We start from the raw sequence: 23,384 nt of genomic DNA on the forward strand, positions 1-23,384 counted from the left end.
CCTTCACTACCTTCAGGGTAGGGAAGGAGGCCCTCACGGACATTCGAACACCCGGAGCGCGGTCACGGCGTCCGGGGCCAACGACGTCGTGAGCGTTCCGCCCGCGGCCAAAGGCGTTCGCGACCACCACTCACCAGAAGCAGCCGGGACAGCGAGGCCCCCCACGACCAGATCGGTCGCCAGTACCCTGCGTCCGGCCAGATGCGCGAGACTGGAGTCCAAAGTGGAGTCACCGATCTCCAGCGTCTGCCGCAGCACCGGGACTTCACCGCGCGTCACCTGCTGGGTGGTCACCAAGGACCCGGGCCGCTCACCCGCCCTACCGAGAACGAGCACCTCCCGCGTATGCAGGTAAGCATCGGCGGCCAGGGATGCCTTGAACACCGCCGAGTGCCGGGCCCGCGCGGTCACGACGGTCGGCTCCGGCAGGTACTCCAGCTTCCCGCCTGCCTCCACCTCGATGTCCACTTCGGACATACTTCCCTCCCCGTGTGACCCCGGAAGCGCGATGGTCGCCGCGACGCCCGAAAGCCGCAGCGAAGCACCGGGGCCGACACGGATGGTCACCTTCAGCTCGTCGCCGCCCAGTGGCGACGTCGCCGAGTTGACCAAGTGCACCACCGCTGTCACACCGGTGCCCCGCTTGGGAAGAAGTGTGAGCGGCGCCATCGAACGCAGCTCACGCAGTACGGTCCGGCCGCCCTCGAAACAGGCGGTCAGCCGCGCATGCGCCTTCACCCCGTGCGGACCGGGAGCAGCGAGCGGACCCAGTTCGCCACCACCGGCGCGTTCGGAGTGTCCACAAGGGATTGCGTGATCACCGGCAGCTCACCCCGCATCCGGTGCGCGTCCGAGGTCATCACGTCCATGTCCGCGCCGACCAGATGCGCGATGTCGATCTTGTTGATCACCAGCAGATCCGCGGTCGTCACGCCCGGCCCGCCCTTGCGCGGCACCTTGTCGCCGCCCGCGACGTCGACCACGAAGACCTGGCTGTCGGCGAGCCCCCGGCTGAACACCGCGGTGAGGTTGTCGCCACCGCTTTCGATGATCACCAGGTCCAGCCCGGGGAACCGCTCCTCCAGCCGCTCGACGGCGTCGAGGTTCGCGGTGATGTCGTCGCGGATCGCGGTGTGCGGGCACGCGCCGGTCTGCACGGCCTCGATCCGCTCCGGGTCGAGCACGCCCGCCTTGCGCAGGAAGTCGGCGTCCTCGGTGGTGTAGATGTCGTTGGTGACGACGGCGAGGTTCACCTCGTCGCCGAGCGCCCGGCACAGCGCCGCGGTGAGCGCGGTCTTCCCGCTGCCCACCGGCCCGCCGATCCCGATCCGGTACGCGCGGCCCGCGGTCGGCGCCTGCTCGTAGTGGTCGGGTTCCGCCGCGGTCGGGTCGAAGTTGACGGGATGCACGTGACCGTGTCCGTGGCCATGCTCAACTGGCAAAGAGACGCACCTCTTCCTGGTGATGCCGGGCGTGTGCCTCGGCGAACAGATCGAGCGCCGGAGAACCCGGCGCCGGGAGATCGGCCGGATCGTCGCCCGCGACCTCGGCCGCGCGCAGGGAGACGTCCCGGACTTCCTTCGCGAGACTGGCCACGACGGCGTTGACGGCGAACGGATCCAGTCCGAGCAGCCGCACGGCCGCGCTCGCCGGCCCGCTGATCGCGAGGTACGCCACCGCCATCGCCGCGTCGAAGGGAACCCCGATCAGCGCGCCGGCCACCACCGGATGATGCGGTCGCGGGGTTTCCTTCAGCAGCTGGGAAAGCACCGGCGACGGCCACGCCGCCTTGCCCGCCCTCGCCGTCCCGCGACCTTGCGCGCGGGACGCCTCCCGCTGCGCGATCGACGGCGTCCTGGCGTCCAACTCGAGATCGAGCCGCCGCCAGTGTCCACTCTGGACGTTCCGCGCGGCCGCGTGTGCTGACGCGGCGGCGAACACCGCGGCGAGCGAACCCGCCGTGCGCAACCGTCCGGAGAGGAATCCCGGCAGGTCGCGTTCGTGCGTGATCAGCTTCCGGGTGACGGCTTCTTCGAGCCCGCCGGAATGGACGTGGCCACCCCCGGGGAACCGGGAGTCGGCGAGGATGAGCGCGGCGAGATCCATCAGAACAAGAAGTACCTTTGCGCCATGGGCAGTTCCGTCACCGGCCGCGGCTCGATCAGCTCGCCGTCGACGTGCACGGCGAAACTGTCCGGCTCGACCCGGATGTCCGGTGTCGCGTCGTTCAGCACCATGTCGGCCTTGCCGCGGGAGCGGGTGTTCGAGATCGGCACGAGCTTCCGCGTGATGCCGAAGCGCTCCGCCACCCCGCTTGCCAGGGCTTCCGGCGCCACGAAATGGAAACTGCTCGCGGCCGCCACCACCGGGGCCGCGCCGAACATCGGCCGCGCCAGCACGGGCTGCGGCGTCGGGATGGACGCGTTGGCGTCGCCCATCGCCGCCCACGCCGGGAATCCGCCCTTGAGCACGACATGCGGCCGGACGCCGAAGAACTTCGGCTCCCACAGCACGAGATCCGCGAGTTTCCCGATCTCCACCGAGCCGATCTCGCGCTCCATACCGTGCGCGATCGCGGGGTTGATCGTGTATTTGGCGACATAGCGACGAGCCCGCAGATTGTCGGCCGCGCCGTCGCCGGGCAGCGCGCCGCGCCGCCGTTTCATCACGTGCGCGGTCTGCCAGGTGCGGATGATCACCTCGCCGATCCGGCCCATCGCCTGCGAATCCGAGCTCATCATGGAGATCGCGCCGAGGTCGTGCAGGACGTCCTCGGCGGCGATGGTCGTCGGCCGGATCCGGCTTTCGGCGAACGCCAGGTCTTCGGGCACGGACGGGTTCAGGTGGTGGCAGACGACGAGCATGTCGAGGTGCTCGTCGAGGGTGTTCGCGGTGTGCGGGCGCGTCGGATTCGTCGACGACGGCAGGATGTTGGGCAGTCCGGCGACCTGGATGATGTCCGGCGCGTGCCCGCCGCCCGCGCCTTCGGTGTGGTACGCGTTGATCGAGCGGCCCCGGATGGCGTCCACTGTGGACTCCAGGAAGCCCGCCTCGTTCAGGGTGTCGGTGTGGATCGCCACCTGGACACCGGATTCGTCGGCGACGGTGAGGCAGGCGTCGATCGCGGCCGGGGTGCTGCCCCAGTCCTCGTGGAGTTTGAACCCGCCCGCGCCGGCGGACAGCTGTTCGCGCAGCGCCTCGTGCCGGACGGTGTTCCCCTTGCCCAGCAACAGGACGTTGACCGGCTGGCCGTCCATCGCCTGCAGCATCCGGCCGACGTTCCACGCGCCGGGTGTGACGGTGGTGGCCTTGCTGCCTTCGACCGGGCCGGTGCCGCCGCCGACGAGGGTGGTGAGCCCGGACGCCAGCGCGGTCTCGGTCAGCTGCGGGCAGATGAAATGGACGTGGCAGTCGATCCCGCCCGCGGTGAGGATCTTCCCGTTGCCGGACAGCACTTCCGTCGAGGGGCCGACGACCAGCGCCGGGTCGACGCCGTCCATCGTGTCCGGATTGCCCGCCTTGCCGATGCCGACGATCCGGCCGTCGCGGACGCCGACGTCGGCCTTGACGATCCCCCAGTGGTCCAGGATCACCGCGCCGGTGATGACCAGGTCGGGCGCGCCTTCGGCCCGGGTCGCCATCCCCTGGCCCATGGATTCGCGGATCACCTTGCCGCCGCCGAACAACACCTCGTCGCCACTGCCGGACTGGCCTATGCTGCGGTCTTCGGTGACTTCGATCAACAGGTCGGTGTCCGCGAGACGGATCCTGTCCCCGGTCGTCGGGCCGAACAGTTCGGCGTACCGCTCGCGATCGATCGACGGCATCAGGACTCCTCGCGCAATCCGGGCACCAGGCGGTTCCCGGCCAGCGGGACGAGGTCGACTTCGCGTTCGACGCCCGGTTCGAACCGCACCGAAGTCCCGGCGGGCACGTCGAGACGATGTCCTCGCGCGGCTTCGCGATCGAATTCGAGCCCCGGATTGACCGCCGCGAAATGGTAGTGCGAACCGACCTGGACGGGCCGGTCGCCGAGGTTCCGCACGAGCAGCCGGACCCGTGGCCTGCCCGGGTTCAACTCGACCGGTCCGTCACCGGTGATGATCTCTCCTGGTCGCACCCGTCCCCCTTCTAAACGATCGGGTCGTGCACGGTGACGAGCTTCGTTCCGTCCGGGAAAGTGGCTTCGACCTGGACGGAATCGACCATTTCCGGCACTCCGTCCAGCACCTGCGCCCGCGAGAGCACCGAACGCCCGCTCGCGACGAGTTCACTCACCGTCCGGCCGTCGCGAGCGCCTTCGAGCACGTGGTCGGTGATCAGCGCGACCGCCTCGGGGTAGTTCAGCGAAACCCCGCGTTCCAGGCGTTTGCGCGCTACGTCCGCCGCGACGTGGATGAGCAGTTTGTCCCGCTCCTGGGGGCTCAGGTGCATGGGAAAGGTCTATCACCGGAAACCGGTCGCCGCCGGTTCTCGAAACACAGGATTTACCTCGGCGGCCGGTACACGCAAAGTGAACGGCACCGTAACTCTTCGCGTACGAGGCGCGTTTTCACTGAATCGTTCTCGTAATCGTGACCGAAAGCACCACATCTTTCGATTGCCCCAGGCCGCGACGTGGAGCAAAGTTTGTCCATCCGTGCGATGAGGCGCGCCTACGCTGCGTGTATCCCGTCCACGCGTGAACACAAAGCCGGGGAATGCGCATCGAAAGGTTTCACCACAGTGAGTGCCTCCACGATCAGCACCAATCAGCCGTCGGAGAAGGTCGACGACGGTTTCCGACCGGGTCTCGAAGGCGTGGTCGCCTTCAAGACCGAAATCGCCGAGCCCGACCGTGACGGTGGCGCGCTGCGCTATCGCGGTGTCGACATCGAGGACCTCGCCGGCAAGGTGACCTTCGGTGACGTCTGGGGACTTCTCGTCGACAGCCAGTTCGGCCGCGGGCTACCGCCCGCCGAGCCGTTCCCGCTGCCGGTGCACACCGGCGACGTCCGGGTCGACGTCCAGGCCGCGCTGGCCATGCTCGCCCCGATCTGGGGGTACCGGCCGCTGCTCGACATCACCGACGACGAGGCGCGCGACCAGCTGGCCCGTGCCTCGGTGATGGCGCTTTCGTACGTCGCCCAGTCCGCGCGCGGCATCGGGCAGCCCGCCGTCCCGCAGACCCGGGTCGACGAGGCGAAGTCGATCACCGAGCGCTTCATGGTCCGCTGGCGCGGCGAGCCCGACCCGGCCCACGTCAAGGCCATCGACGCCTACTGGGTCTCCGCCGCCGAGCACGGCCTCAACGCCTCGACCTTCACCGCGCGCGTCATCGCCTCGACCGGCGCCGACGTCGCCGCGGCACTGTCCGGCGCGATCGGCGCCATGTCCGGCCCGCTGCACGGCGGCGCGCCGGCGCGGGTGCTGCCGATGATCGAAGAGGTCGAGAAGACCGGCGACGCGGTCGGTTTGGTCAAGGGCATCCTGGACCGCAAGGAACGGATGATGGGCTTCGGGCACCGCGTGTACCGCGCGGAGGACCCGCGGGCGCGCGTGCTGCGCCGCACCTGCAAAGAGCTCGGCGCGTCGCGCTACGAGGCGGCCGCGGAGCTGGAGCAGGTGGCGCTGAAGGAGCTGCGCGAGCGGCGTCCGGATCACCCGATCGAGACCAACGTCGAGTTCTGGGCGGCCGTGATCCTGGACTTCGCCCAGGTTCCGCCGCATATGATGCCCGCGATGTTCAGCTCCGCGCGCACCGCCGGCTGGGCCGCGCACATCCTGGAGCAGAAGAAGACCGGTCGCCTCGTGCGCCCGTCGGCGAAGTACGTCGGCCCCGAGCCGCGTAAGCCGGAAGACGTCGAAGGCTGGGACCTGGTCGCGAAGCAGTCCTGACACGCGCTATGAAAGGTCCTTTCCTTGCAAAATTTGCAAGGAAAGGACCTTTCATAGCATCTGCGGGACCGAAGAATCGTGCCGCGCCGTCGCCGACAGCATGGCCGTCAGCTGATCGACCAGCCAGCCGTCGAGCACCTCGCGCGGCACGGCCCGCTCCTGCAGCCAGCTCAGCAGCGAGCCCTCCACCACCGCGGTCCAGCAGCGCAAGGTCAGCAGGAGCATAGGCGAGGGCTCCGACACACCCAGCGCGTCGAGGATGAGCTCGACGGCACGGTTGCGGACCTCGTCGATCGCCGCGTCCGTCTCCGAGGTCGCGATCACCGAACCGCTGCGCAGCAAGGCGACGTAGCCCGCGCGGTAGTGGTCGGCGACGTCGATCAGTCCGCGGACGGCGGCCCGCAGCCGCGTTTCGGGTGGGCCTTCCTCTAGTCCGGCAAGGCCGTCGATGAGCCCTACGGTGACCGTTTTCAGCGCCTCGACCTGCAGTTCCCGCAGGCTCGAGAAGTACCGGTAGAACAGCGGCCGCGAAACCTCGGCGCGGGCGATGATGTCGTCGACCGTGACGAGTTCGGGCGCACGCGAACCGAACAGGTCCAGTGCGGCGCGGATCAGGTCCTCGCGGCGCGCTTCCGCCGACATCCGGCGAGGACGTCTGGCAGAGGTCACGGGGTGACATCCAGTTTCGCCGCGGCCCGCAGCAGTCCGGGGGTGAGCCGGGAGAGGACGAGCGCGGCCTTGGCCTCCGGCGTCGACGGCTGGATCGCCTTGTCCTTCTCGACGGCGCGCAGGATGTCGCGCGCGACCTTCTCCGGGCCGAAACCGCGTTTCGCGTACAGCTTGCCGCTCGACTTCTGGCGCCGCTTCTGCTCGACGTCGTCGACGCCGACGAACCGGGTGGTGCTGGTGATGTTGGTGTTCACGATGCCGGGGCAGATCGCGGTGACGCCGATGTTCTCGGCGGCGAGTTCCGCCCGCAGGCACACGCTCAACGTCAGCACGGCGGATTTCGTGGTGGCGTAGGCGGAAAGGATCTTCGACGGCAGGTAGGCGGCGGCCGAGGCGACGTTGACGATCTGGCCGCCTTCGGCCCGCTCGCGCATCTGCTCGGCGAAGACGCGGCAGCCGTGGATGACGCCCCACAGGTTCACGTCGATGAGGCGCTCCCAGTCCTTGACCGTCGTGTCGAGGAACGGTCCGGACAGCCCGATCCCCGCGTTGTTCACGACGATGTCCGGAACCCCGAACTCCTCCTTGACCTGCTGGGCGAACTTCTCGACCGCGTCGGCGTCGGAAGAGTCCACTGTGTACTCGCCGACGGTGACACCCTTGTCCCGAAGGAGTTTCGCGGTGTCCGCCGCGGCCGAGCCGTTGATGTCGGTGATGACCAGGTCGGCGCCCTTGTCCGCGAACGCGAGCGCCGTCGCGCGGCCGATCCCGCTGCCGGCGCCGGTGACCACGACGAGCTTGTGCGCGAAGCCTTTCGTCCTGGCCTGTTTGAGCGCGCGGCTCTCCTCGCCGCCTTCGGCGTGGTCGATCAGCTCGGCGGTGGCGTCGGCGATCACCTGAGGCTTCTCGCGGACCACCCAGTGCGTGCCGACGATCCGGCGCACCCGCAGGTCCGGCGCCCAGCGCTCGATCTCGGTCTGCAACGGCGTGGTGACGAATTTGTCGCCGGTGGGCGCGAGCACCTGCACCGGGATCTCGGCGTTACGCGGCCGGGGCCGGGAGAGGCGGGTGAACATGTTGGCGCGGTAGAGGTTGAGCCCGTACAGGCCGTCCGAAGTGGACGGCGCCGCGGCCGCCGGATCCATCCGGCCGATGAGCGCGCCCATCGCGCCGGTGCGCCACAGCAGCTGCGGGATCAGCGGGAGCTGGAAACCGAGGATGTACGTCGAATGCACTCCTTGCGCGAGCGCGTTCTTGAGCCGCTTCGGGCTCGGGCGCAGCTGCGCGCGGAACCACGCTCCCGCGTGATCGAGGCTCGGCCCGGAGATCGACGTGAACGACGCGAGCCGTCCGCGCAGCTTCTCGCCGGTGACCGAATGCCAGGTCTGGATGGAACCCCAGTCGTGCGCGAGCAGATGGACCTTGCCCTCGGGCTGGACCTCGTCGATGACCGAAGCGAGGTCATCGGACAGCTGGTCCAACTTGTAGGACGCTCGTCCCGAAGGCTTGTCCGAGCGGCCGGCGCCACGGACGTCGTAGACGACGACCCGGTAACGGCGCTCCAGCAGGGCCGCGACGCCGTCCCACATGGAGCCGTTGTCCGGGTAACCGTGGACGAGCACCACCGTGGGCGCGTCGTCGACACCGGTCACCCGGACCGAGAGGCGGACACCGTCGCTGGCCGTCACCCACGTATGAGACATAGTGTCATGTTAGACAACATGTCAATAAGGTCGCTTCTTGAGCAACGCGCGGCCGACCGTCCACACGGTGTCGATCACCAGGACGAAGGTCCAGATCCGGCCGATGTTCAGCAGCCAGTGACCACTGGAGTTCCAGAACCAGTCGGCCGTGTGAGGGCCGCCGAACAACGCTTCGACGGGCCAGCTGTATCCGGCGACCGCCAGTGCCGTCTGCGCGACGACGTAGACCGCGACATGGACCGCCCAGTTGCGGAGCGGATTCGAGCGCTTGTTCGCCTCCTCCGTCACCGATTCGGCCGCTTGCGGACTCTCCACGACCGTGCGGGTGACCGGCTTTTCCTTTTGTGACACCGTTTTTCGTGGTTCCACGGGAAACTCCGCAACTCCGACACGCCGTACGGCGCCACGAACCACGAAAGATCCGAAGAGCAGGAGCGCCGCCGCGCCGAAGCAGGCGACGCGCCATCCGGCGTCCGAGCCGTAGAGCCGGCCCGCCACGAAGGTCCCGATCGTCGCTCCCAGTAGCGTCGCACTCTCGTAGATCCCCATCGCCCGGCCGAGGCTGAGCCCGGCCGCCTCGGCGACCACCGCCTGCTCGACCGGGATGGCAGCCGCGAACGCCGCCGCGGACAGGACCCACATGACCGCGAGCACCGCCGGACTCGGCGCGAAGGACAAGCCGGCGGCGAAGACCGCGCTCGCCACCATCGCCAAGGCGAGCACCCTCGTCCGCCCGACCTTGCGGACGAAGCCGTGCAGGTAGTCCGGCAGCAGGCTGTAGACGATGAAGCCGGGGATGAACACGGCGGCGATCTCGCCGAGCCGCAGCTGATGCCCGCGTTGCAGATGCATCAGGAGCAACAAGGCGACCCCGGCCTCGGCCATCGCGGTCAACGCGACGAGCGCCAGCATCGGGCGCATCCTCTTACCCAGCTGGAAAAGCCGTGGCGCGCCCGCTTCGCGCACCGGCGCGGACGGCGCGTTCAGCAAGACCACCGCGGCCACCGCGCAGGCAGCCGCACCGAGCCAGAACACACCCCGGTAGTCGATCCAGGCGATCGCGGTCAGCGCGACCACGAACGCGATCCACGTGCCGCCGCCCTCGGCCGCGAACAGCTTGCTGAACGCGCCGTCGTCCCGCGCGAGCCCCTCCCCCACCCGAGCCCGCAACGCGACCCAGAACAGCGCCCCGCCCGCGCCACCGAGAACCGCGGCCAGATAAGCGACCCCGATTCCCGGCGTCACCGCGTAGACCACAAAGGACAGTCCATAGAGGACGGCGCCGACGGCCGCGACCCGGCCACGGTCGAACCGGTCCGCGAGCGAGCCCGCGATCGGCCGGAGGGCGAACGACACCAGCGTCTCCAACGCGGTCAGCGCCCCGACCTCCGCGGCCGACGCGCCGAGCTGGCTCCCCACCCACAACGGCAGAAGGAAATCGAGGACCTCCGCCGGCCCTTTGGTCAGCGCGGCGGCGAGCTGGTTCTCCTCCGCCCGCCGCTTGTATGCGACTTCGTCCACCCCAGTACCCCCTTTTCGGATACGAATGTATTCTAAAGAGGGCCGAGTAGGCAAGGCATCCCCAGCTACCGACTTCCGGCGACAGGTTGCGAAGGGCAAATCGGCCAACGGAGAGGAGAATGCGTCCGTGCCGAAGATCGTCGACCGCGCCGAACGCCGCCGCGAGATCGCCGGCGCCCTCCTGCGCATCGTCGCGCGCGAAGGTGTCGAGGCCGTGAGCGTGCGCTCGGTCGCCGGCGAGGCCGGGGTGTCCGCGGGCGCGGTGCAGAAGTACTTCTCCACCAAGGAAGATCTGTTCCGCTTCGCCCTCGACATGACCAGCGAGTTCCTGGAGCAGCGCTGGAAAACCCTCGATCAGTCCGGGAACCTGCTGGACCTGCTGCTGCGCCTGCTCACCGAGGCGATGCCGCTCGACGAACAGCGCCGCGCGGAGGTGATCGTCATCAACGCCTTCACCGCCCGCGCCGCCGTCCGGCCGTCATGGGCCGAATTCATCCGCACCGGCTACGACGAACTCGCCGAGATCACGACGGAGTACATCTCGAAAGCCCAGTCTGCGGGCCACGTCCGGGACGACCTCGCGGCGAGCGACCTGGCCGACGCCGTGCTCGCCCTCTCGGACGGCTTCGCGAACCGGATGCTCACCTCCGCCGATCCGGCCGCCCTCCTGCCCTCCCTCGAAACCTCCGTCCGCACGCTGCTGAGCCCCACCCGCCACCGCAATTAGTCACCTACTTGAGCCGGTAGAGGGAGTTGTCCACAGGCGAGGAACGGTGTGGACAAGTGAGTCGGAGTTGATCTTGAAATGGCCTCGCCTCCGGACGCGGATGTCATCGTCGGATCATGTCCAAAAGCCACTACGCGGAAGTCGCCGACTTCAGCGGTCCCTTCCTTGGCAGCCGCGCCATCAGCGAAGGTGACCTCACCCGCTCACAGCTCCGATCGGGGCCCTACAACCGGTTGTTCCAGAACGTCTACGTTCCGATCCGCATCCCGCAGGATCATGTGCTCCGGTGCAAGGCGGCGATCCTCGCCGCACCCGCCGGCGCGGTACTGACCGGTTGTTCGGCCGCGACGGTGCGCGGTTTTCCGTTCGCCCTCGACAGCGATCCGGTCGAGTTCGTCATACCCGAGGAGGAAGGGTTCCATTTCCAGCGTGGGATGCACTTGAAACGATCCAGGTTGATCGGCGGAGATTTCGAGCCTTGGCGGGACGGCCGCATCGCGAGTCCGCTGCGCATGACCATGGACATCTTGGCCAACACCCGGCTCCATCGCTCGTTCCCCCGGGTGGTCGGTCTGGTCGACGCGCTGCTTCATACCGGATTCGTCGAACGCGAGCAGCTCGAAAACTACTTCGAGCACCGTCATGACCACGGCATCGTCAGGGCACGGAAAGCGCTGGCGCTTTCCGACGCGAGAGCCGAATCCATCCCCGAATCCGAGGTCCGGATCTGGCTGCGGAGTCACGACATCGAGGCGGAGCCCCAGGTGGAGGTGTATCGCGATCGACGGTTTCTCGGGCGGCTCGACCTCGCGATCCGGAAGGCGAAACTCGCCATCGAGTACGACGGCGCTTGGCATCTCGAAGGGGAGCAACCCCTCTTCGACGCCGAACGACGGGCACTCATGGAAGCCGACGGCTGGAGGTTCGTCGTGATCACGAAAGAGGAGCTCTACGGCGATCCGAAGGGCATGGTCGCTCGCGTCAAGACCGCACTCCAGACAAGCCAACGCAACGCAAGTAGGTGACTAATTGCGAAGAAGGAGGTGACACCGGTGTCCATCGTTCGGTTGACAACCGGGTTCAGTCCTGCGGACGTCCCGCAAGCCCCGCCCCGCACAGCACGATCGACGGATGAAAACGGCAGTGAGAGTGCGTGGCCTGCGCAAGGAGTACCCGGGCCACACGGCCGTCGGGGGGATCGACCTCGACATCGAACAGGGTGAGGTGTTCGCCCTGCTCGGCCCCAACGGCGCGGGCAAGACGACGACGGTCGAGATCCTGGAGGGCCACCGCAGGCGGACGTCGGGCGACGTCGACGTGCTCGGTGAGGATCCCGGCACGGCGGGCCGGGCTTGGCGGGCGAGGCTGGGGATCGTGTTGCAGACGGCCAACGACGCCGCCGAGCTCACCGTCGCCGAGACCGTCCGGCACTTCGCCCGCTACTACCCCGATCCCCGTGACATCGAAGAAGTGATCGAGAAGGTCGGCCTGACCGAGAAGGCGGGCGCCCGCGTCAAGAGCCTTTCGGGCGGGCAACGGCGGCGTGTGGACGTCGCGCTCGGGATCATCGGGCGGCCAGAGCTGGTGTTCCTCGACGAGCCGACGACCGGGTTCGATCCGGCGGCGCGGCGCCAGTTCTGGGAGCTGATCAGGAGTCTCGCCCACGAAGGCACCACGATCCTGCTCACCACGCACTATCTCGACGAGGCCGAGGCGCTGGCCGATCGCGTCGCGGTCATCACGCGCGGCGCGATCGTCGCCGAGGGGACGCCGCAGACGCTCGGCGGCCGCTCCACCGCGGAGGCCACCGTCCGCTGGACGGACGAGCGGGGCGGCCATCAGGAGCGCACCCATTTCCCGGCCAAGCTGATCCGCGAGCTCTCCGCCGACGGCCGCGAGCCGTCGGAGCTGACCGTCCACCGGCCCACCCTCGAAGAGACCTACCTCGACCTGATCGGAGAAGCCCGATGAGCACGCTGACCCTCCCGGGCACCTTCTCGCTCGGCCTCGTCCGGGGCGCCGCGGAACTCAAGCAGTTCTTCCGCATCCGGGAACAGGTGATCTTCACCTTCGCCTTCCCGTCCCTGCTGATGATCCTGCTCGGCTCGATGCTGAACTCGTCGATGCCCGGTATGGCGATCACCACCGGGCAGGTGCTGGCCGCGGGCATGATCGGCTCCGGCATCGTCTCGACGTCGTTCAACAGCATCGGGATCAACCTCGCGTCCGATCGTGAGCTCGGCGCGCTGAAACGGCTGCGGGGCACGCCGATGCCCGCCGCTTCCTACTTCATCGGCAAGATCATCCTGGTCGGCTTCACCAGCATCGCCCAGGTGGTGCTGATGTCGATCGTCGGCAGCCTCCTGTTCGATCTGGAGCTGCCGACCGACCCGGCGAAGCTGCTGACCGCGCTGTGGGTCTTCGTACTCGGCATCACCAGCTGCACGCTCCTTGGCATCGCGCTCAGTTCGGTGACCAAGACGGTCAGCGGCGCGGTCGCGGTGACCAACCTGATCTACATCTCGCTGCAGTTCATCTCCGGGGTGTTCGTCACGCCGATCACCAACCTGCCGAAGGTTATGGTCGACATCGCTTCGTTCTTCCCGGTGAAGTGGATCTGCCAGGGCTTCCGCTCGGTGTTCCTGCCGGCCGAAGCGGCGGCACAGGAGATGGCGGGGGCATGGGAACTTCCGATGGTGGCCTTGGTGCTGACGGCGTGGTGCGTCGCGGGGTTGCTGCTGGCGAAGCTGACGTTCCGTTGGTCGAACGAAGGCAAGTGAACGCCTGGGAGCGGCTCTTCTGGCTCTGGGAGGTCCTCTTCGGGATCACCTTCGTCGCGACGACGGCGCTGGTCCTCGTCGGGGACGACAACACCTCCGACAAGACGGTCGCGATCCTGTGCCTGATCGGTGTCGGTATCACCTACCTGGTCCGGGGACGCGGCCTCATCAAAGGCCCGGACCACGAGGAGATCCCCTGGTTGTTCGCCGGGGTCCTGATGGTCTTGGTGACGGCCGCCACGTTCGCCACCACCACTTCGAGTTTCATCCTGTTCTTCGCCTGCCCCGTGCTCTACATGACGGTGCCGACGAAGACGGCGTCGGTCCTCACCACGGTCGCGGTGCTGCTGGAGCCGTTGTCTTCGATCGCCCAGGGCGGCCTCGACCAGCCCGCGCTGCGCATCCTGGTGCCGATGACGGCGATCCTGATCATCTTCAACCTCCTGGCAGGCCGCTACATCACGCAGATCATCGCGCAGAGCAAAGGCAGGGCCGCGCTGATCGAACAGCTGGAAGCCAGTCAGGCGGAGGTTTCGCGCCTCTCCCGCGAGGCGGGCATGGCCGCCGAACGCGAGCGCATGGCTCGCGAGATCCATGACACGCTCGCGCAGGGCTTCACCAGTATCGTCACGCTCACCCAGGCCATCGAGTCCGAAATGGACACCGATCCGAAGGCGGCCCGCCGTCATCTGGATCTCGCGGCGCGGACGGCACGGGAGAATCTGGCCGAGGCGCGGGCGATGGTGGCGGCGCAGATGCCGTCGGCGCTCGCCGCCGCTTCACTGGAGGAATCCTTGCGCAGGCTGGTCGAAAGGCTGACGGAGGAGACCGGGATCGAGGCGTCGATCGAGGTCGACGGCCCGCTGCCCGCGCTCCCGATGGCCACCGAGGTCGTCCTGCTGCGAGGGGCGCAAGAGGCACTGAGCAATATCCGCAAGCATTCGCGCGCGGCCGTGGTTTCACTCCATCTGTCCGTTGTGGACGGACAAGCCCGGCTCCGCGTGACCGACGACGGCGCCGGATTCGACCCCGCCGAGCCCACCGGCGGCTTCGGTCTGGCGGGGATGCGGGCCCGGGCGGGGCAGGTCGGTGGCATCGTGACACTGGAGAGCGAACCCGGTGCGGGGACGACGCTGGAACTGGAGGTGCCCGCGTGATCACGATCATGCTGGTCGACGATCACCCTGTGGTGCGGGAAGGCCTGCGCGGCATGCTGGAGGCCGAGCCGGATCTGAGCGTCATCGGGGAAGCGGGCTCCGGCGACGAGGCCGTCGCGCTGAGCCGGATCAAGCAGCCGGACGTGATCCTGATGGATCTGCGGATGCCCGGTCTCGACGGCGTCGGCGCGACGCGGAAGATCCTCGCGGACCGGCCGGGTCAGCGAGTCGTCGTGCTCACCACCTACGAGACGGACGCGGACATCCTGCGCGCGGTCGAAGCGGGAGCCTCCGGTTATCTGTTGAAGGACGCTTCGCGCGCGGAGCTGGCCGGCGCGATCCGAGCGGCGTCACGCGGCGAGACGGTCTTGGCGCCTTCGGTCGCCGGGAAGCTGGTGAACCGGGTGCGCAATCCGGCGGCGTCGCCGTTGTCGGCACGCGAGATCGAGGTGCTCCGGCTGGTGGCGCGGGGGAACACGAACGCCGACATCGGCCGGACGCTCCACATCAGCGAAGCGACGGTCAAAACCCACCTGCTCCGGACGTTCGGCAAACTGGACGTTTCGGACCGCACGGCCGCTGTGACCACCGCTATGCGACTGGGCCTGCTCGGGTAGGCAGAATGCGTCTCATGCTTGCCTCGACCGAATTGGCGCTGCTACGCCGCCTCGCGCACGAGCAATCCTCGTGCCGCGCCCCGTCCATCGTCGCCGCCGTCGTCCGCGACGGCGAAATCGCCTGGTCCGGAGGACGCGGACGCGTCGACGGCGAGACACCCGGTGGCGACACGCAGTACCGCCTCGGCTCGATCACCAAGACCCTCGTCGCGACGGCCGTCATGCGGCTGCGCGACGAAGGCAAGCTCGACCTCAACGACCCGCTCGAACAGCACCTTCCCGGCACCGCGTTCGGCTCGGCCACCATCGCGCAACTGCTCTCCCACACCTCGGGCCTGACCGCGGAATCGCCCGGTTCCTGGTGGGAGCGCACGGTCGGCGCCGACTGGGACGCGCTCGTCGAGAGCCTCAAGGACGGCGCGACACGGCTGCGGCCGGGCAGCAAGTTCCACTACAGCAACGTCGGTTACGGCGTGCTCGGCGAGCTGGTCGCCCGGCACCGCGGGCAGTCGTGGCTCGACGTCATCCGCGCCGAGATCCTCGGCCCGCTCGGCATGACCCGGACCTCGCCGCATCCCGAAGGCGCACACGCGAACGGGTTCGCCGTGCACCCCTTCGCCGACCTCCTCATGCCGGAACCGTCGCCGGACGCGGGCGCGATGGCGCCTGCCGGGCAGCTGTGGTCGACGATCACCGACCTCGCCCGCTGGACGGCGTTCCTCGGCGGCCACACCGGCGGCGTGCTCAGCGAGCAGACCGTCGCGGAGATGCGCGAAATGGTCACCGTGGACGACGGCGACGCCTGGACCACCGGATTCGGCCTCGGTGTCATGCTGGTCCGCACCGAGGGCAGGCGGCTGGCCGGGCACACCGGCTCGATGCCGGGCTTCCTCGCCTGCTCGCTGGTCGACGCGAACGCCGGCATCGGCGCGCTGGTGCTGACGAACTCGACGGCGGGCGTCGGCATCACGCAGCTGTGCCTCGACCTGATGAACCTGACCGAACAGCACGAGCCGTCCATGCCCGCGGAATGGCAACCGTCCACTGTGGACCCGAAGCTGCTGGAGCTGACCGGGCTGTGGCACTGGGGCCCGACGCCGTACCACCTGCGCCTGCTCCCCGGCGGCCTGTTCTCCCTCGCGCCGACCGACGGTCCCGGCCGCGCGTCGCGGTTCGCGCCGGTCGGCGAAGACACCTGGGTCGGCCTCGACGCCTACTACGCGGGCGAAACGCTGCGGGTCGGGCGGGACTCGGCGGGGAAGCCGAACCATCTCGACCTCGCGACGTTCATCTTCTCGCGGACGCCGTTCGACCCGGCCGCGCCCATCCCTGGCGGCGTCGACCCCGACGGCTGGCGTTAACGGAAGCGCACGGCGGCGGTCGTGAACTCGCGGCCGCCGTCGGCGCACACCAGGACATCGCCGTAGCCGGCATCGCCGACGACTCACATCCGGCGCCGTCGGCGAAGCGACTCGGTGAGTTCGTCCACGCAGTCTTCGATGACGAACTTCGCCGGGCGGCCGTCGAGAACGGCCCACCCGCGCGCGGTCCCGGCGTCTGGATCCAGTGTGGCGGTGGCCAGCGCCCAGGGGCCGAACACGACGTCGAGCACACCTTCACGGCGCCGGATCGTGAACCGCAGCGCCGTCCACCACTGGCGGGTCCTCGGCGAAGAGATCTCCCCCGGCTCGTCTCCGTGGACCCAGCGCGGCAGGCCGGGAACGAACACGAGCACGAGCGCCGCCACGAAACCGAGCGGTGCGCCGATGGCCGCCGTCTCATCCCACTCGGCGAAGACCGCGTGGATGCCGAAGACGAGGAAGTACAGGAACAGGAAACCCCACCTCGGTCTCCACGGGTCCGGCATCAGGCGGCCGGGGTGTGCCCGACCGCGACGCCGACGGCCGCGATGAAGTTGCGGGCGATGCGCTTGCCCTCACCCCAGTCGACGAAGCCGAACTTGAGGCTCGTCTGGATCGCCAGACCCGAACCCTCCGTCGTCCGCTCGACCTTCACCGTGACCGTCTGGCCGTAGCTGAGCCAGCCGAGCTTGGTCGAGAAGGTGACGTAGCCCGCTGCCGCGTCGTAATACGGGGCCTGCCCCTTGACCGCGTCGACCCCGTGGGGAAGGGCCTGCCACAACGCCTCGGGGGGCACCGGGAATCGTTCGTGCACTGTCGCCATGAGGCGAGAAGCTACCCGGCGGCCGGCGCCGAGGGGAGCCGGTCCGCCGATCCCACATCCCGGACACGCGGCACCGACTGTCAGCAGGGCCGTCCCGACCTGAGAGACTGGCCTCATGACCGACGCACCTGAGTTGACCCTCCCCGCGGACCTGAAGCCTGCCGATGGCCGCTTCGGCTGCGGACCGTCCAAGGTCCGTGACGAGCAGCTCGCCAACCTGGCGAAATCCGGTGCCACCTACCTCGGCACCTCGCACCGTCAGAAGCCGGTGAAGTCCCTCGTCGGCCGCGTGCGTGCGGGTCTGTCCGAATTGTTCTCCCTGCCCGAAGGCTACGAAGTGGTCCTCGGGAACGGCGGGACGACCGCATTCTGGGACGCCGCCGCGTTCGGGCTCGTGCGGGAACGTGCGCAGCACTTCACCTACGGCGAGTTCTCCTCGAAGTTCGCCACGGTGACCAAGGGCGCCCCGTTCCTCGCCGACCCGATCGTCGTCAAGGCCGACCCGGGCAGCGCACCCGAGATCGCCTACGAGGCCGGTGCCGACCTGGTCGGCTGGGCGCACAACGAGACTTCGACCGGTGTCGCTGTGCCGGTCCGCCGCCCCGAAGGCAGCGAAGGCGCCCTCGTCGCCATCGACGCCACTTCCGGCGCGGGCGGCCTGCCGGTCAAAGCCGAGGACTTCGACGTCTACTACTTCGCGCCCCAGAAGTCCTTCGCCTCCGACGGTGGCCTCTGGATCGCGCTGGCCTCGCCCGCCGCGGTCGAGCGCATCGGCGAGATCGGCGCGAGCGACCGCTGGATCCCCGAGTTCCTGTCGCTGACCACCGCGCTCGACAACTCCCGCAAGGACCAGACGTACAACACCCCGGCGGTGTCGACGCTGTTCCTGCTGGCCGACCAGATCGAGTGGATGAACTCGAACGGCGGTCTCGAGTGGACGACCGCGCGCACGCGCGACTCGTCGACCCGGCTGTACGAATGGGCCGAGAAGACCAGCTACACGACGCCGTTCGTCAGTGACCCGTCGCTGCGCTCGCAGGTCGTCGGCACCATCGACTTCGCCGACGAGGTGGACGCCTCGGCGGTCGCGAAGGTATTGCGTGCCAACGGGATCGTCGACACCGAGCCGTACCGGAAGCTGGGCCGCAACCAGCTGCGCGTGGGCCTGTTCCCGGCCATCGACCCGGACGACATCACGAAGCTGACCCAGAGCATCGAGTACGTCGTCGAGCGCCTGGGCTGAGCTAGCTTTCCGTGAGGGCCTCCTTCCCTACCTTGAGCGTAGGGAAGGAGGCCCTCACGGATTTGAGGAGCACCAGCAGCACAAGGCCGTACAGCACGAAGGATTCCGTCGCCAGCCACCAGCCGAAACTCCCGGCGGGCCGCGGCGCGAGCCACATCGGCGCGATCACGAACAGCGCCACCGTCACGGCCGCGAGCGCGTAGGAAACGATCGACCGGGTCCAGACCAGCAGCACGAGGATCGGCACGCACCAGATCCAGTGGTGCGTCCAGGACACCGGCGAGACCAGCAGCCCGCCGATGGCGCACGCCGTCAGCGCGAACACCGGCTCCGCGACGCGCACGATCACGAACGCGGTCAGCGCGACCACCACCACCGCCGCCAGCACCCAGACGACGTCCTCCGCCGAGCCGAGTCCGAACCGCGCGAGCATCCCCCGCAGCGATTGGTTGCCGACATAGCCGCGATCGCCGATGCGGCTGGTGTCGAAGAGGATGTTCGTCCAGAACTTCGCGGACGCGTCCGGCGCGACCAGGAACATCAGCGCGCCCGCGCCGAGAAACCCGGCCACGACCCGCGCGGACGAGCGGAAGTCCTTGCGGAACAAGAAGAACAGGATGAAGAACGCCGGGGTCAGTTTGATCGCCGCGGCGACCCCGATCAGCAGGCCCTTGGTCCGCGCGCGGCCCGGGAGCAGGGCGTCGAGGACGACCATCAGCATCAGCAGGGTGTTGATCTGGCCGAAGCCGAGCGTCGAGCGGACCGGTTCCATGATCCCGCCGACGGCCTGCGCCCCGATCGCCGCCAGTACGGCGATGGCGCGGCCACGGACGTTCGCACGGTCGGTGAGCGAGCCGTTGAGCTTCGCGACGAAGAGGTAGACGACGATCCCGCCCGCGATGATCGACGCGAGCCCGACCAGCCTCGTGGCCAGCGCGGCGGACAGCAGCGTGCCGGGCAGGAACACCGCGGCCGCGAACGGTGTGTAGGTGAAGGGCAGCCAGCCCCCGTGCGTCTGCACCCACGTGCCGTACAGGTCGCCCGAGTCGACGAGGAGCCGCGCGCCGCCGATGTAGACCTCGAGGTCCTGGCCGTCGAACACCTTGAACGCGAACAGCACGCCGACCACGACGGCTTCGAGCGCGATCAACGCCCCCACGAGTTTCCGCCCCGACAATCCCACCAGCACCCGCCGAGATTACCCACCGCTACCTCGCAATTCGGCACCTGGTTGCGGTAGTACGCGATGCGCACCGTCGCAACCAGGTGCCGAATTGCGTGGTCAGGCGAGGGCTTGGGTCGGCGGGAGGCGGGCCGCGCGCATCGCCGGATAGGCACCGGCGACGGCACCGACCAGTGCCGAGACCCCGACCCCGCCGAGCAGGGTGCCGACGGGGAGCACCGCCGGCCAGCCTTGGCTCAGCGCGTACCCGGCCGTCACCAGCACGCCGACCAGGACCCCGGCGATCCCGCCGAGCCCGGACAGCAGCACCGACTCGGCCAAGAACTGGCCTCTCACCTGCCGTTTCGTCGCGCCGAGCGCGCGGCGGAGGCCGATCTCCCGGCGCCGCTCCAGCACTGAGATCACCATCGTGTTGGCCACCCCGACGCCGCCGACCAGCAACGCCACCCCGCCGAGCCCGAGGAACAGCGCGCTGTAGGTGTTCTCCGTCAGCTTCTGCGCCTCCAGCGCCTCCGACGGCCGACGCACCTCGACCTCGTTCGGCGCCTGCGGGTTCATCGTCTGCGCGAGCACCGAACGCACGTTCTCGACCTGCGAGTCCTTCGCCCGGACGTAGACGGTGGTCGGATGCCCCTCGAAGCCCAGGAGCCGTTTGGCGACGTCCCAGCCGACCAGCGCCGACCGCTCGATCTCGGGTGCCAGCGGCGTCGGCCCGAGAATGCCGCCCACCGTGAACCACTGACCGCCGATGAACACCTGTGGCGGTTTGGCCGGATCGATGCGATCGATCCCGAGCCGCGCGGCCGCGACCGAACCCAGCACGGTGACCGGATAGTCGCGGGTCGCGTCACGGAGGAACCGTCCGGTGCGGACGGCACCGCCGATGACGTCGAGGAGATCCGGCGTCGCCGCGTAGACGGAGAGGCCGGACGTCTCGTCCTTGGCGATCTTGTCCGTGCGCCGCACCGTCCCGCCGGTGGTGCCGGTCGCGGACGCCGCCGTCACCGGGGCGATCCGCTTCGCCATCGGCACCGCACTGTCCGGCAACGTGGCGTCACCACCGAACATCGTCTTGCCCGGTCCAGCCGAAAGCAGGTTCGTGCCGAGCGCGGCCAGCTGGTCTTGCAACGCCTTCGCGCCCGACGCCGGGATCGCGAGCACCGCCACCATCGCGGCGATCCCGATGCCGATGCCGAGTGCGGACAGCACCGCGCGCATCGGCCGCGTCCGCATTCCGTGCGCGCCGAGCGTCAGCACGTCGCGCGGGCCGAGCCTGGCCGGATTCGGTGTCGGCGTCTTGTCGAGGACGGGTGCGCTCACACCAGCACCCCCGTCCCGGTGTCGAGCCGGATCCGGCCGTCGCGCAGCTCGATCCGCCGCGGGATGCCCGCCGCGATCTCCCGGTCGTGCGTGATGATCACGACCGTCGTCCCCTGCGAGCTCAACGTGGCGAGCAGGTTGAGGATCGCCGCGCCGTTGCCCGTGTCGAGGTTCCCGGTCGGCTCGTCGGCCAGCAGGATCGACGGCGAGTTGACGACCGCCCGCGCGATCGCCACCCGCTGCCGTTCCCCGCCGGAGAGCTCGCTCGGGAAATGCCCGGCCCGATGCGCGAGGCCGACCCGGTCGAGCGCGGCCAGCGCCCGTTCGTGCCGTTTCCGCCGCGGCACCCCCGCGTACAGCAGCCCCGTCGCGACGTTGTCGACCGCGCTCACCCCCTCGCTGAGGAAGAACTGCTGGAACACGAACCCGATCCACCGTGACCGCAACGCGGAAAGCTTGCGGTCGGGCAGTTTCGCCACGTCGTTCCCGCGCAGTTCGATGACGCCGCTGGTCGGCCGGTCGAGCGTGCCCATCAGCTGCAGCAGCGTCGACTTGCCGGAGCCGGACGGGCCGACGATGGCGACCATCTCTCTGTCCTGAATGGACAGTGATACCTCGTGCAGTGCCCGTACCCCACCCGGATAGGTACGCGAGGCGCCGCGCACGTCCAGCACCGGGGTCATGAGGTCGTCACCACCCGCATCCCGGCGGCGAGGCCGGTGCCGGTGATTTCGACGCGGCCGCCGGAGAACAAACCGGTCTTCACCGCGATGAGGCGCCGATTGCCGCCTTCGTCGACCTCGACGGCGTACCCACCTTCGGCGAGCGCGAGCAGCGCTCCGACGGGAACCGCCAGCACTCCACTGTGGACTTCCTTGGTGAACCGCACCGAGGCGGGCGTCGAATCGAGCGACCCCGCCGCTGCCGGATCGTCCAGCTTGATCTTCACCTTGATCTTCGGCTTGCCGTCGTCCTGCCCGGCGCCGTCCTTGCCGGTTTCCGCGACCTTGCCGACCTCGGTGATCACCCCGGTCGTGCTCTTGCCGCCGGTGATGTCGATGCCGACCTTGTCCCCCTCCTTCGCGATGGCCTGCTTGGCGGCGTCGAGCTTGACCTCGACGAGACGCTCGGTGCCGGTGTACTTCAGGAGTTCGCCGCCTCCCGGGCCGCCGAGCTGCGCGGCGACCTGAGAAACCCGGATCTCACCGGGTGCGAGGACGGCATCGCCCTGGCCGAACGTGCCGGTCTGCTCGACGCCGAGCGACTTCTGCCATTTCTTGATCGCGGCGGTGGTGGCCGAGGTGAACTTCTTGTCCGGCGTGCCGAAACCGCCGAAACCGAGCGCCTTCAGGTTCTCTTCCAGCTGCTTGACGTCCGGGCCGTCCGCGGCCCCGTCCGCGAGGTCACGGAAGAACGGCAGGGTGCCGTAGAACAACGGCACCGGTTTGGCGTCGACGCCGTAGACAGTCTTGCCGCGGGTGAGTACCGCGCCCGTGTCCGGAAGGGACGTGATAGTGCCCTGTTTCCGGCCGGCGAGGGCGTTTTCCGCGCCGTAGCCCAGAGTTCCGTTCGCCTCTTCCTCCTCCCGCAGGTCGGTCTTCTCGACCTTCGCGGTCTCCACCGGTGGTGGCGCCTGCCCGACCTGCTGGGCCTCCGACGTGACCCTGGTAAGCACGACCACGGACATCGTCCCGACCACGACGACGAGGACCGCCGCGATGATGAACCAGCGCGCCCGGCGCGAACGCCGTGCGCCGCCGGGTCCTTCGTGTTCGCTCATTTCGCCGGGGCCGCCCTCATGGTCATGCCGAGACCGCAGGCCTTCGCCGCTTCTTCGAACTTCTTGGGATCGCCCATGTCCATCGTCATGGCGGCACCCTTGCCGCTGGGATCGGGATCCGCGAAGTCGATGCCGTGCTCGCGCATGCACTTCGCTTCCTTGCGCATCTTGTCGAGCTCTTCCGGCGTGGGCGGCTTGATCTCGCCACCGTTCGGCAGCAACTTGCGGCACGCCTCGTCCGCGGCCTTCATCTTGTTCTCGTCGGGCCTGCCTTCGCCGGCCTCGATGGAGATCGTGCCCTGCCCGTCGCCGTTGGTCTGGGGATCCGGCATGTCGATCCCGTGCTCGCGCATGCACTTAGCGAAGTTGCGCATCTTGTCCTCGTCGGACACGTTGTCGGCCTGCTTCCCGTCGCCCGCGCCCGCGGCGGGTGGGGAGGAGATCGAGGCGACCTTGTCGCCGCCGTCCCCGCCACCGCCGCAGCCGGCCACCAGCGCGAGGACCGCTCCGGCGATCAGTGCCGCCATCGGTCGTTTCCGCATCGCTGCTCCTTCGGTCGTCTTGCGCACCGATTTCTACGGAGAGGCCGATTCCGGCGCGGTAAGCGAAGTCGCTTATGTCGC

25 protein-coding genes are annotated in these 23,384 nt (G+C 68.8%); 9 read left to right on the plus strand and 16 right to left on the minus strand.

What is annotated here, in order from left to right:
* Nucleotides 1-33 precede the first annotated feature (33 nt).
* The 6 genes from ACLJO0_RS28065 to ACLJO0_RS28090 are packed head-to-tail and all read right to left on the minus strand — an operon-like array spanning nt 34 to nt 4,434.
* The gene (locus ACLJO0_RS28065) at nt 34-738 is read right to left on the minus strand and encodes an urease accessory protein UreD (RefSeq protein ID WP_410581551.1); all 705 of its coding nucleotides are present in this window, start codon (nt 736-738) and stop codon (nt 34-36) included.
* Nucleotides 735-1,442 carry an urease accessory protein UreG gene (gene ureG, locus ACLJO0_RS28070; RefSeq protein WP_410581553.1) on the minus strand — a complete coding sequence of 236 codons (708 nt, stop codon included), beginning with the start codon at nt 1,440-1,442 and terminating at the stop codon, nt 735-737. The genes ACLJO0_RS28065 and ureG overlap by 4 nt, the downstream gene beginning before the upstream one ends.
* A complete protein-coding gene (locus tag ACLJO0_RS28075; RefSeq protein WP_410581554.1) occupies nt 1,432-2,106 on the minus strand; it encodes an urease accessory protein UreF in 675 nt (224 codons plus the stop codon). The genes ureG and ACLJO0_RS28075 overlap by 11 nt, the downstream gene beginning before the upstream one ends.
* Nucleotides 2,106-3,827 carry an urease subunit alpha gene (locus tag ACLJO0_RS28080; RefSeq protein ID WP_410581556.1) on the minus strand — a complete coding sequence of 574 codons (1,722 nt, stop codon included), beginning with the start codon at nt 3,825-3,827 and terminating at the stop codon, nt 2,106-2,108. Before ACLJO0_RS28080 ends, ACLJO0_RS28075 begins: the two co-directional genes overlap by 1 nt.
* Nucleotides 3,827-4,120, minus strand: a complete 294-nt coding sequence (locus ACLJO0_RS28085; protein ID WP_410581557.1) for an urease subunit beta — start codon at nt 4,118-4,120, stop codon at nt 3,827-3,829. The genes ACLJO0_RS28080 and ACLJO0_RS28085 overlap by 1 nt, the downstream gene beginning before the upstream one ends.
* A gap of 11 nt (nt 4,121-4,131) precedes the next feature.
* Nucleotides 4,132-4,434, minus strand: a complete 303-nt coding sequence (locus tag ACLJO0_RS28090; protein WP_125791427.1) for an urease subunit gamma — start codon at nt 4,432-4,434, stop codon at nt 4,132-4,134.
* Between the two features lie 291 nt (nt 4,435-4,725).
* Between ACLJO0_RS28090 and ACLJO0_RS28095 the strand changes: the two genes are divergently transcribed.
* Complete coding sequence (locus tag ACLJO0_RS28095; protein ID WP_410581559.1) at nt 4,726-5,877, plus strand: citrate synthase 2; 1,152 nt, start codon at nt 4,726-4,728, stop codon at nt 5,875-5,877.
* A 51-nt stretch (nt 5,878-5,928) separates the two neighbouring features.
* On the opposite strand, the gene ACLJO0_RS28100 is transcribed toward ACLJO0_RS28095, so the two are convergent.
* Genes ACLJO0_RS28100 through ACLJO0_RS28110 form a run of 3 tightly spaced genes read right to left on the minus strand, consistent with a single transcriptional unit; the run spans nt 5,929 to nt 9,770 of the window.
* A complete protein-coding gene (locus tag ACLJO0_RS28100) occupies nt 5,929-6,519 on the minus strand; it encodes a TetR/AcrR family transcriptional regulator (RefSeq protein ID WP_125791425.1) in 591 nt (196 codons plus the stop codon).
* Nucleotides 6,520-6,542: 23 nt separating this feature from the next.
* Entirely contained in the window at nt 6,543-8,234 is a 1,692-nt protein-coding gene (locus ACLJO0_RS28105; protein WP_410581810.1) for an SDR family oxidoreductase, read from the minus strand.
* 36 nt (nt 8,235-8,270) lie between these two features.
* Entirely contained in the window at nt 8,271-9,770 is a 1,500-nt protein-coding gene (locus ACLJO0_RS28110; RefSeq protein ID WP_410581561.1) for an MFS transporter, read from the minus strand.
* Between the two features lie 127 nt (nt 9,771-9,897).
* On the opposite strand from ACLJO0_RS28110, the gene ACLJO0_RS28115 reads away from it, so the two are divergent.
* The 7 genes from ACLJO0_RS28115 to ACLJO0_RS28145 all read left to right on the plus strand — a co-directional run bounded on the left by ACLJO0_RS28115 (nt 9,898) and on the right by ACLJO0_RS28145 (nt 16,412).
* Nucleotides 9,898-10,497, plus strand: a complete 600-nt coding sequence (locus ACLJO0_RS28115) for a TetR/AcrR family transcriptional regulator (protein ID WP_410581562.1) — start codon at nt 9,898-9,900, stop codon at nt 10,495-10,497.
* 116 nt (nt 10,498-10,613) lie between these two features.
* On the plus strand, nt 10,614-11,522 hold the full coding sequence (locus ACLJO0_RS28120) for an endonuclease domain-containing protein (RefSeq protein ID WP_410581563.1): 909 nt from the start codon (nt 10,614-10,616) through the stop codon (nt 11,520-11,522).
* Between the two features lie 106 nt (nt 11,523-11,628).
* Entirely contained in the window at nt 11,629-12,468 is an 840-nt protein-coding gene (locus tag ACLJO0_RS28125) for an ABC transporter ATP-binding protein (RefSeq protein WP_410581565.1), read from the plus strand.
* On the plus strand, nt 12,465-13,277 hold the full coding sequence (locus ACLJO0_RS28130; protein ID WP_410581567.1) for an ABC transporter permease: 813 nt from the start codon (nt 12,465-12,467) through the stop codon (nt 13,275-13,277). Before ACLJO0_RS28125 ends, ACLJO0_RS28130 begins: the two co-directional genes overlap by 4 nt.
* The gene (locus ACLJO0_RS28135; RefSeq protein ID WP_410581569.1) at nt 13,274-14,434 is read left to right on the plus strand and encodes a sensor histidine kinase; all 1,161 of its coding nucleotides are present in this window, start codon (nt 13,274-13,276) and stop codon (nt 14,432-14,434) included. The genes ACLJO0_RS28130 and ACLJO0_RS28135 overlap by 4 nt, the downstream gene beginning before the upstream one ends.
* Complete coding sequence (locus ACLJO0_RS28140) at nt 14,431-15,051, plus strand: response regulator (RefSeq protein ID WP_410581571.1); 621 nt, start codon at nt 14,431-14,433, stop codon at nt 15,049-15,051. The genes ACLJO0_RS28135 and ACLJO0_RS28140 overlap by 4 nt, the downstream gene beginning before the upstream one ends.
* Nucleotides 15,052-15,065: 14 nt before the next feature.
* The gene (locus ACLJO0_RS28145) at nt 15,066-16,412 is read left to right on the plus strand and encodes a serine hydrolase domain-containing protein (protein WP_410581573.1); all 1,347 of its coding nucleotides are present in this window, start codon (nt 15,066-15,068) and stop codon (nt 16,410-16,412) included.
* A gap of 83 nt (nt 16,413-16,495) precedes the next feature.
* Here the strand turns inward: ACLJO0_RS28145 and ACLJO0_RS28150 are convergent, their stop codons facing one another.
* Together ACLJO0_RS28150 and ACLJO0_RS28155 are read right to left on the minus strand one after the other, a co-directional pair.
* Entirely contained in the window at nt 16,496-16,918 is a 423-nt protein-coding gene (locus tag ACLJO0_RS28150) for a hypothetical protein (RefSeq protein ID WP_410581575.1), read from the minus strand.
* Entirely contained in the window at nt 16,918-17,235 is a 318-nt protein-coding gene (locus ACLJO0_RS28155) for a hypothetical protein (RefSeq protein WP_125791414.1), read from the minus strand. The genes ACLJO0_RS28150 and ACLJO0_RS28155 overlap by 1 nt, the downstream gene beginning before the upstream one ends.
* A gap of 115 nt (nt 17,236-17,350) precedes the next feature.
* On the opposite strand from ACLJO0_RS28155, the gene serC reads away from it, so the two are divergent.
* Nucleotides 17,351-18,478: a phosphoserine transaminase gene (gene serC, locus ACLJO0_RS28160; RefSeq protein ID WP_125791413.1), complete on the plus strand. Its 1,128-nt coding sequence runs from the start codon at nt 17,351-17,353 to the stop codon at nt 18,476-18,478.
* A 1-nt stretch (nt 18,479) separates the two neighbouring features.
* Here serC and ACLJO0_RS28165 read toward each other — a convergent pair whose 3' ends face one another.
* The 5 genes from ACLJO0_RS28165 to ACLJO0_RS28185 all read right to left on the minus strand — a co-directional run bounded on the left by ACLJO0_RS28165 (nt 18,480) and on the right by ACLJO0_RS28185 (nt 23,303).
* Nucleotides 18,480-19,667: a glycosyltransferase 87 family protein gene (locus ACLJO0_RS28165; protein WP_410581577.1), complete on the minus strand. Its 1,188-nt coding sequence runs from the start codon at nt 19,665-19,667 to the stop codon at nt 18,480-18,482.
* 93 nt (nt 19,668-19,760) lie between these two features.
* Nucleotides 19,761-20,981, minus strand: a complete 1,221-nt coding sequence (locus tag ACLJO0_RS28170; protein ID WP_410581579.1) for an ABC transporter permease — start codon at nt 20,979-20,981, stop codon at nt 19,761-19,763.
* Nucleotides 20,978-21,664: an ABC transporter ATP-binding protein gene (locus tag ACLJO0_RS28175; RefSeq protein WP_410581581.1), complete on the minus strand. Its 687-nt coding sequence runs from the start codon at nt 21,662-21,664 to the stop codon at nt 20,978-20,980. Before ACLJO0_RS28175 ends, ACLJO0_RS28170 begins: the two co-directional genes overlap by 4 nt.
* Nucleotides 21,661-22,761 carry a peptidoglycan-binding protein gene (locus ACLJO0_RS28180; protein ID WP_410581583.1) on the minus strand — a complete coding sequence of 367 codons (1,101 nt, stop codon included), beginning with the start codon at nt 22,759-22,761 and terminating at the stop codon, nt 21,661-21,663. The genes ACLJO0_RS28175 and ACLJO0_RS28180 overlap by 4 nt, the downstream gene beginning before the upstream one ends.
* Nucleotides 22,758-23,303, minus strand: a complete 546-nt coding sequence (locus ACLJO0_RS28185) for a hypothetical protein (protein WP_410581584.1) — start codon at nt 23,301-23,303, stop codon at nt 22,758-22,760. Before ACLJO0_RS28185 ends, ACLJO0_RS28180 begins: the two co-directional genes overlap by 4 nt.
* Between the last annotated feature and the right edge of the window lie 81 nt (nt 23,304-23,384).

Source organism: Amycolatopsis sp. lyj-108 (assembly GCF_046549005.1).
In the GTDB taxonomy this organism is placed as follows: domain Bacteria; phylum Actinomycetota; class Actinomycetes; order Mycobacteriales; family Pseudonocardiaceae; genus Amycolatopsis.

Coding starts and splice junctions, on each gene's coding strand:
- ACLJO0_RS28080 (WP_410581556.1), bottom strand. CDS start 3,827: ATGCCGTCGATCGATCGCGAGCGGTACGCCGAACTGTTCGGCCCGACG.
- ACLJO0_RS28130 (WP_410581567.1), top strand. CDS start 12,465: ATGAGCACGCTGACCCTCCCGGGCACCTTCTCGCTCGGCCTCGTCCGG.
- ACLJO0_RS28150 (WP_410581575.1), bottom strand. CDS start 16,918: ATGCCGGACCCGTGGAGACCGAGGTGGGGTTTCCTGTTCCTGTACTTC.
- serC (WP_125791413.1), top strand. CDS start 17,351: ATGACCGACGCACCTGAGTTGACCCTCCCCGCGGACCTGAAGCCTGCC.
- ACLJO0_RS28175 (WP_410581581.1), bottom strand. CDS start 21,664: ATGACCCCGGTGCTGGACGTGCGCGGCGCCTCGCGTACCTATCCGGGT.
- ACLJO0_RS28090 (WP_125791427.1), bottom strand. CDS start 4,434: ATGCACCTGAGCCCCCAGGAGCGGGACAAACTGCTCATCCACGTCGCG.
- ACLJO0_RS28100 (WP_125791425.1), bottom strand. CDS start 6,519: ATGTCGGCGGAAGCGCGCCGCGAGGACCTGATCCGCGCCGCACTGGAC.
- ACLJO0_RS28120 (WP_410581563.1), top strand. CDS start 10,614: ATGTCCAAAAGCCACTACGCGGAAGTCGCCGACTTCAGCGGTCCCTTC.
- ACLJO0_RS28180 (WP_410581583.1), bottom strand. CDS start 22,761: ATGAGCGAACACGAAGGACCCGGCGGCGCACGGCGTTCGCGCCGGGCG.
- ACLJO0_RS28125 (WP_410581565.1), top strand. CDS start 11,629: ATGAAAACGGCAGTGAGAGTGCGTGGCCTGCGCAAGGAGTACCCGGGC.
- ACLJO0_RS28145 (WP_410581573.1), top strand. CDS start 15,066: ATGCTTGCCTCGACCGAATTGGCGCTGCTACGCCGCCTCGCGCACGAG.
- ACLJO0_RS28075 (WP_410581554.1), bottom strand. CDS start 2,106: ATGGATCTCGCCGCGCTCATCCTCGCCGACTCCCGGTTCCCCGGGGGT.
- ACLJO0_RS28155 (WP_125791414.1), bottom strand. CDS start 17,235: ATGGCGACAGTGCACGAACGATTCCCGGTGCCCCCCGAGGCGTTGTGG.
- ACLJO0_RS28185 (WP_410581584.1), bottom strand. CDS start 23,303: ATGCGGAAACGACCGATGGCGGCACTGATCGCCGGAGCGGTCCTCGCG.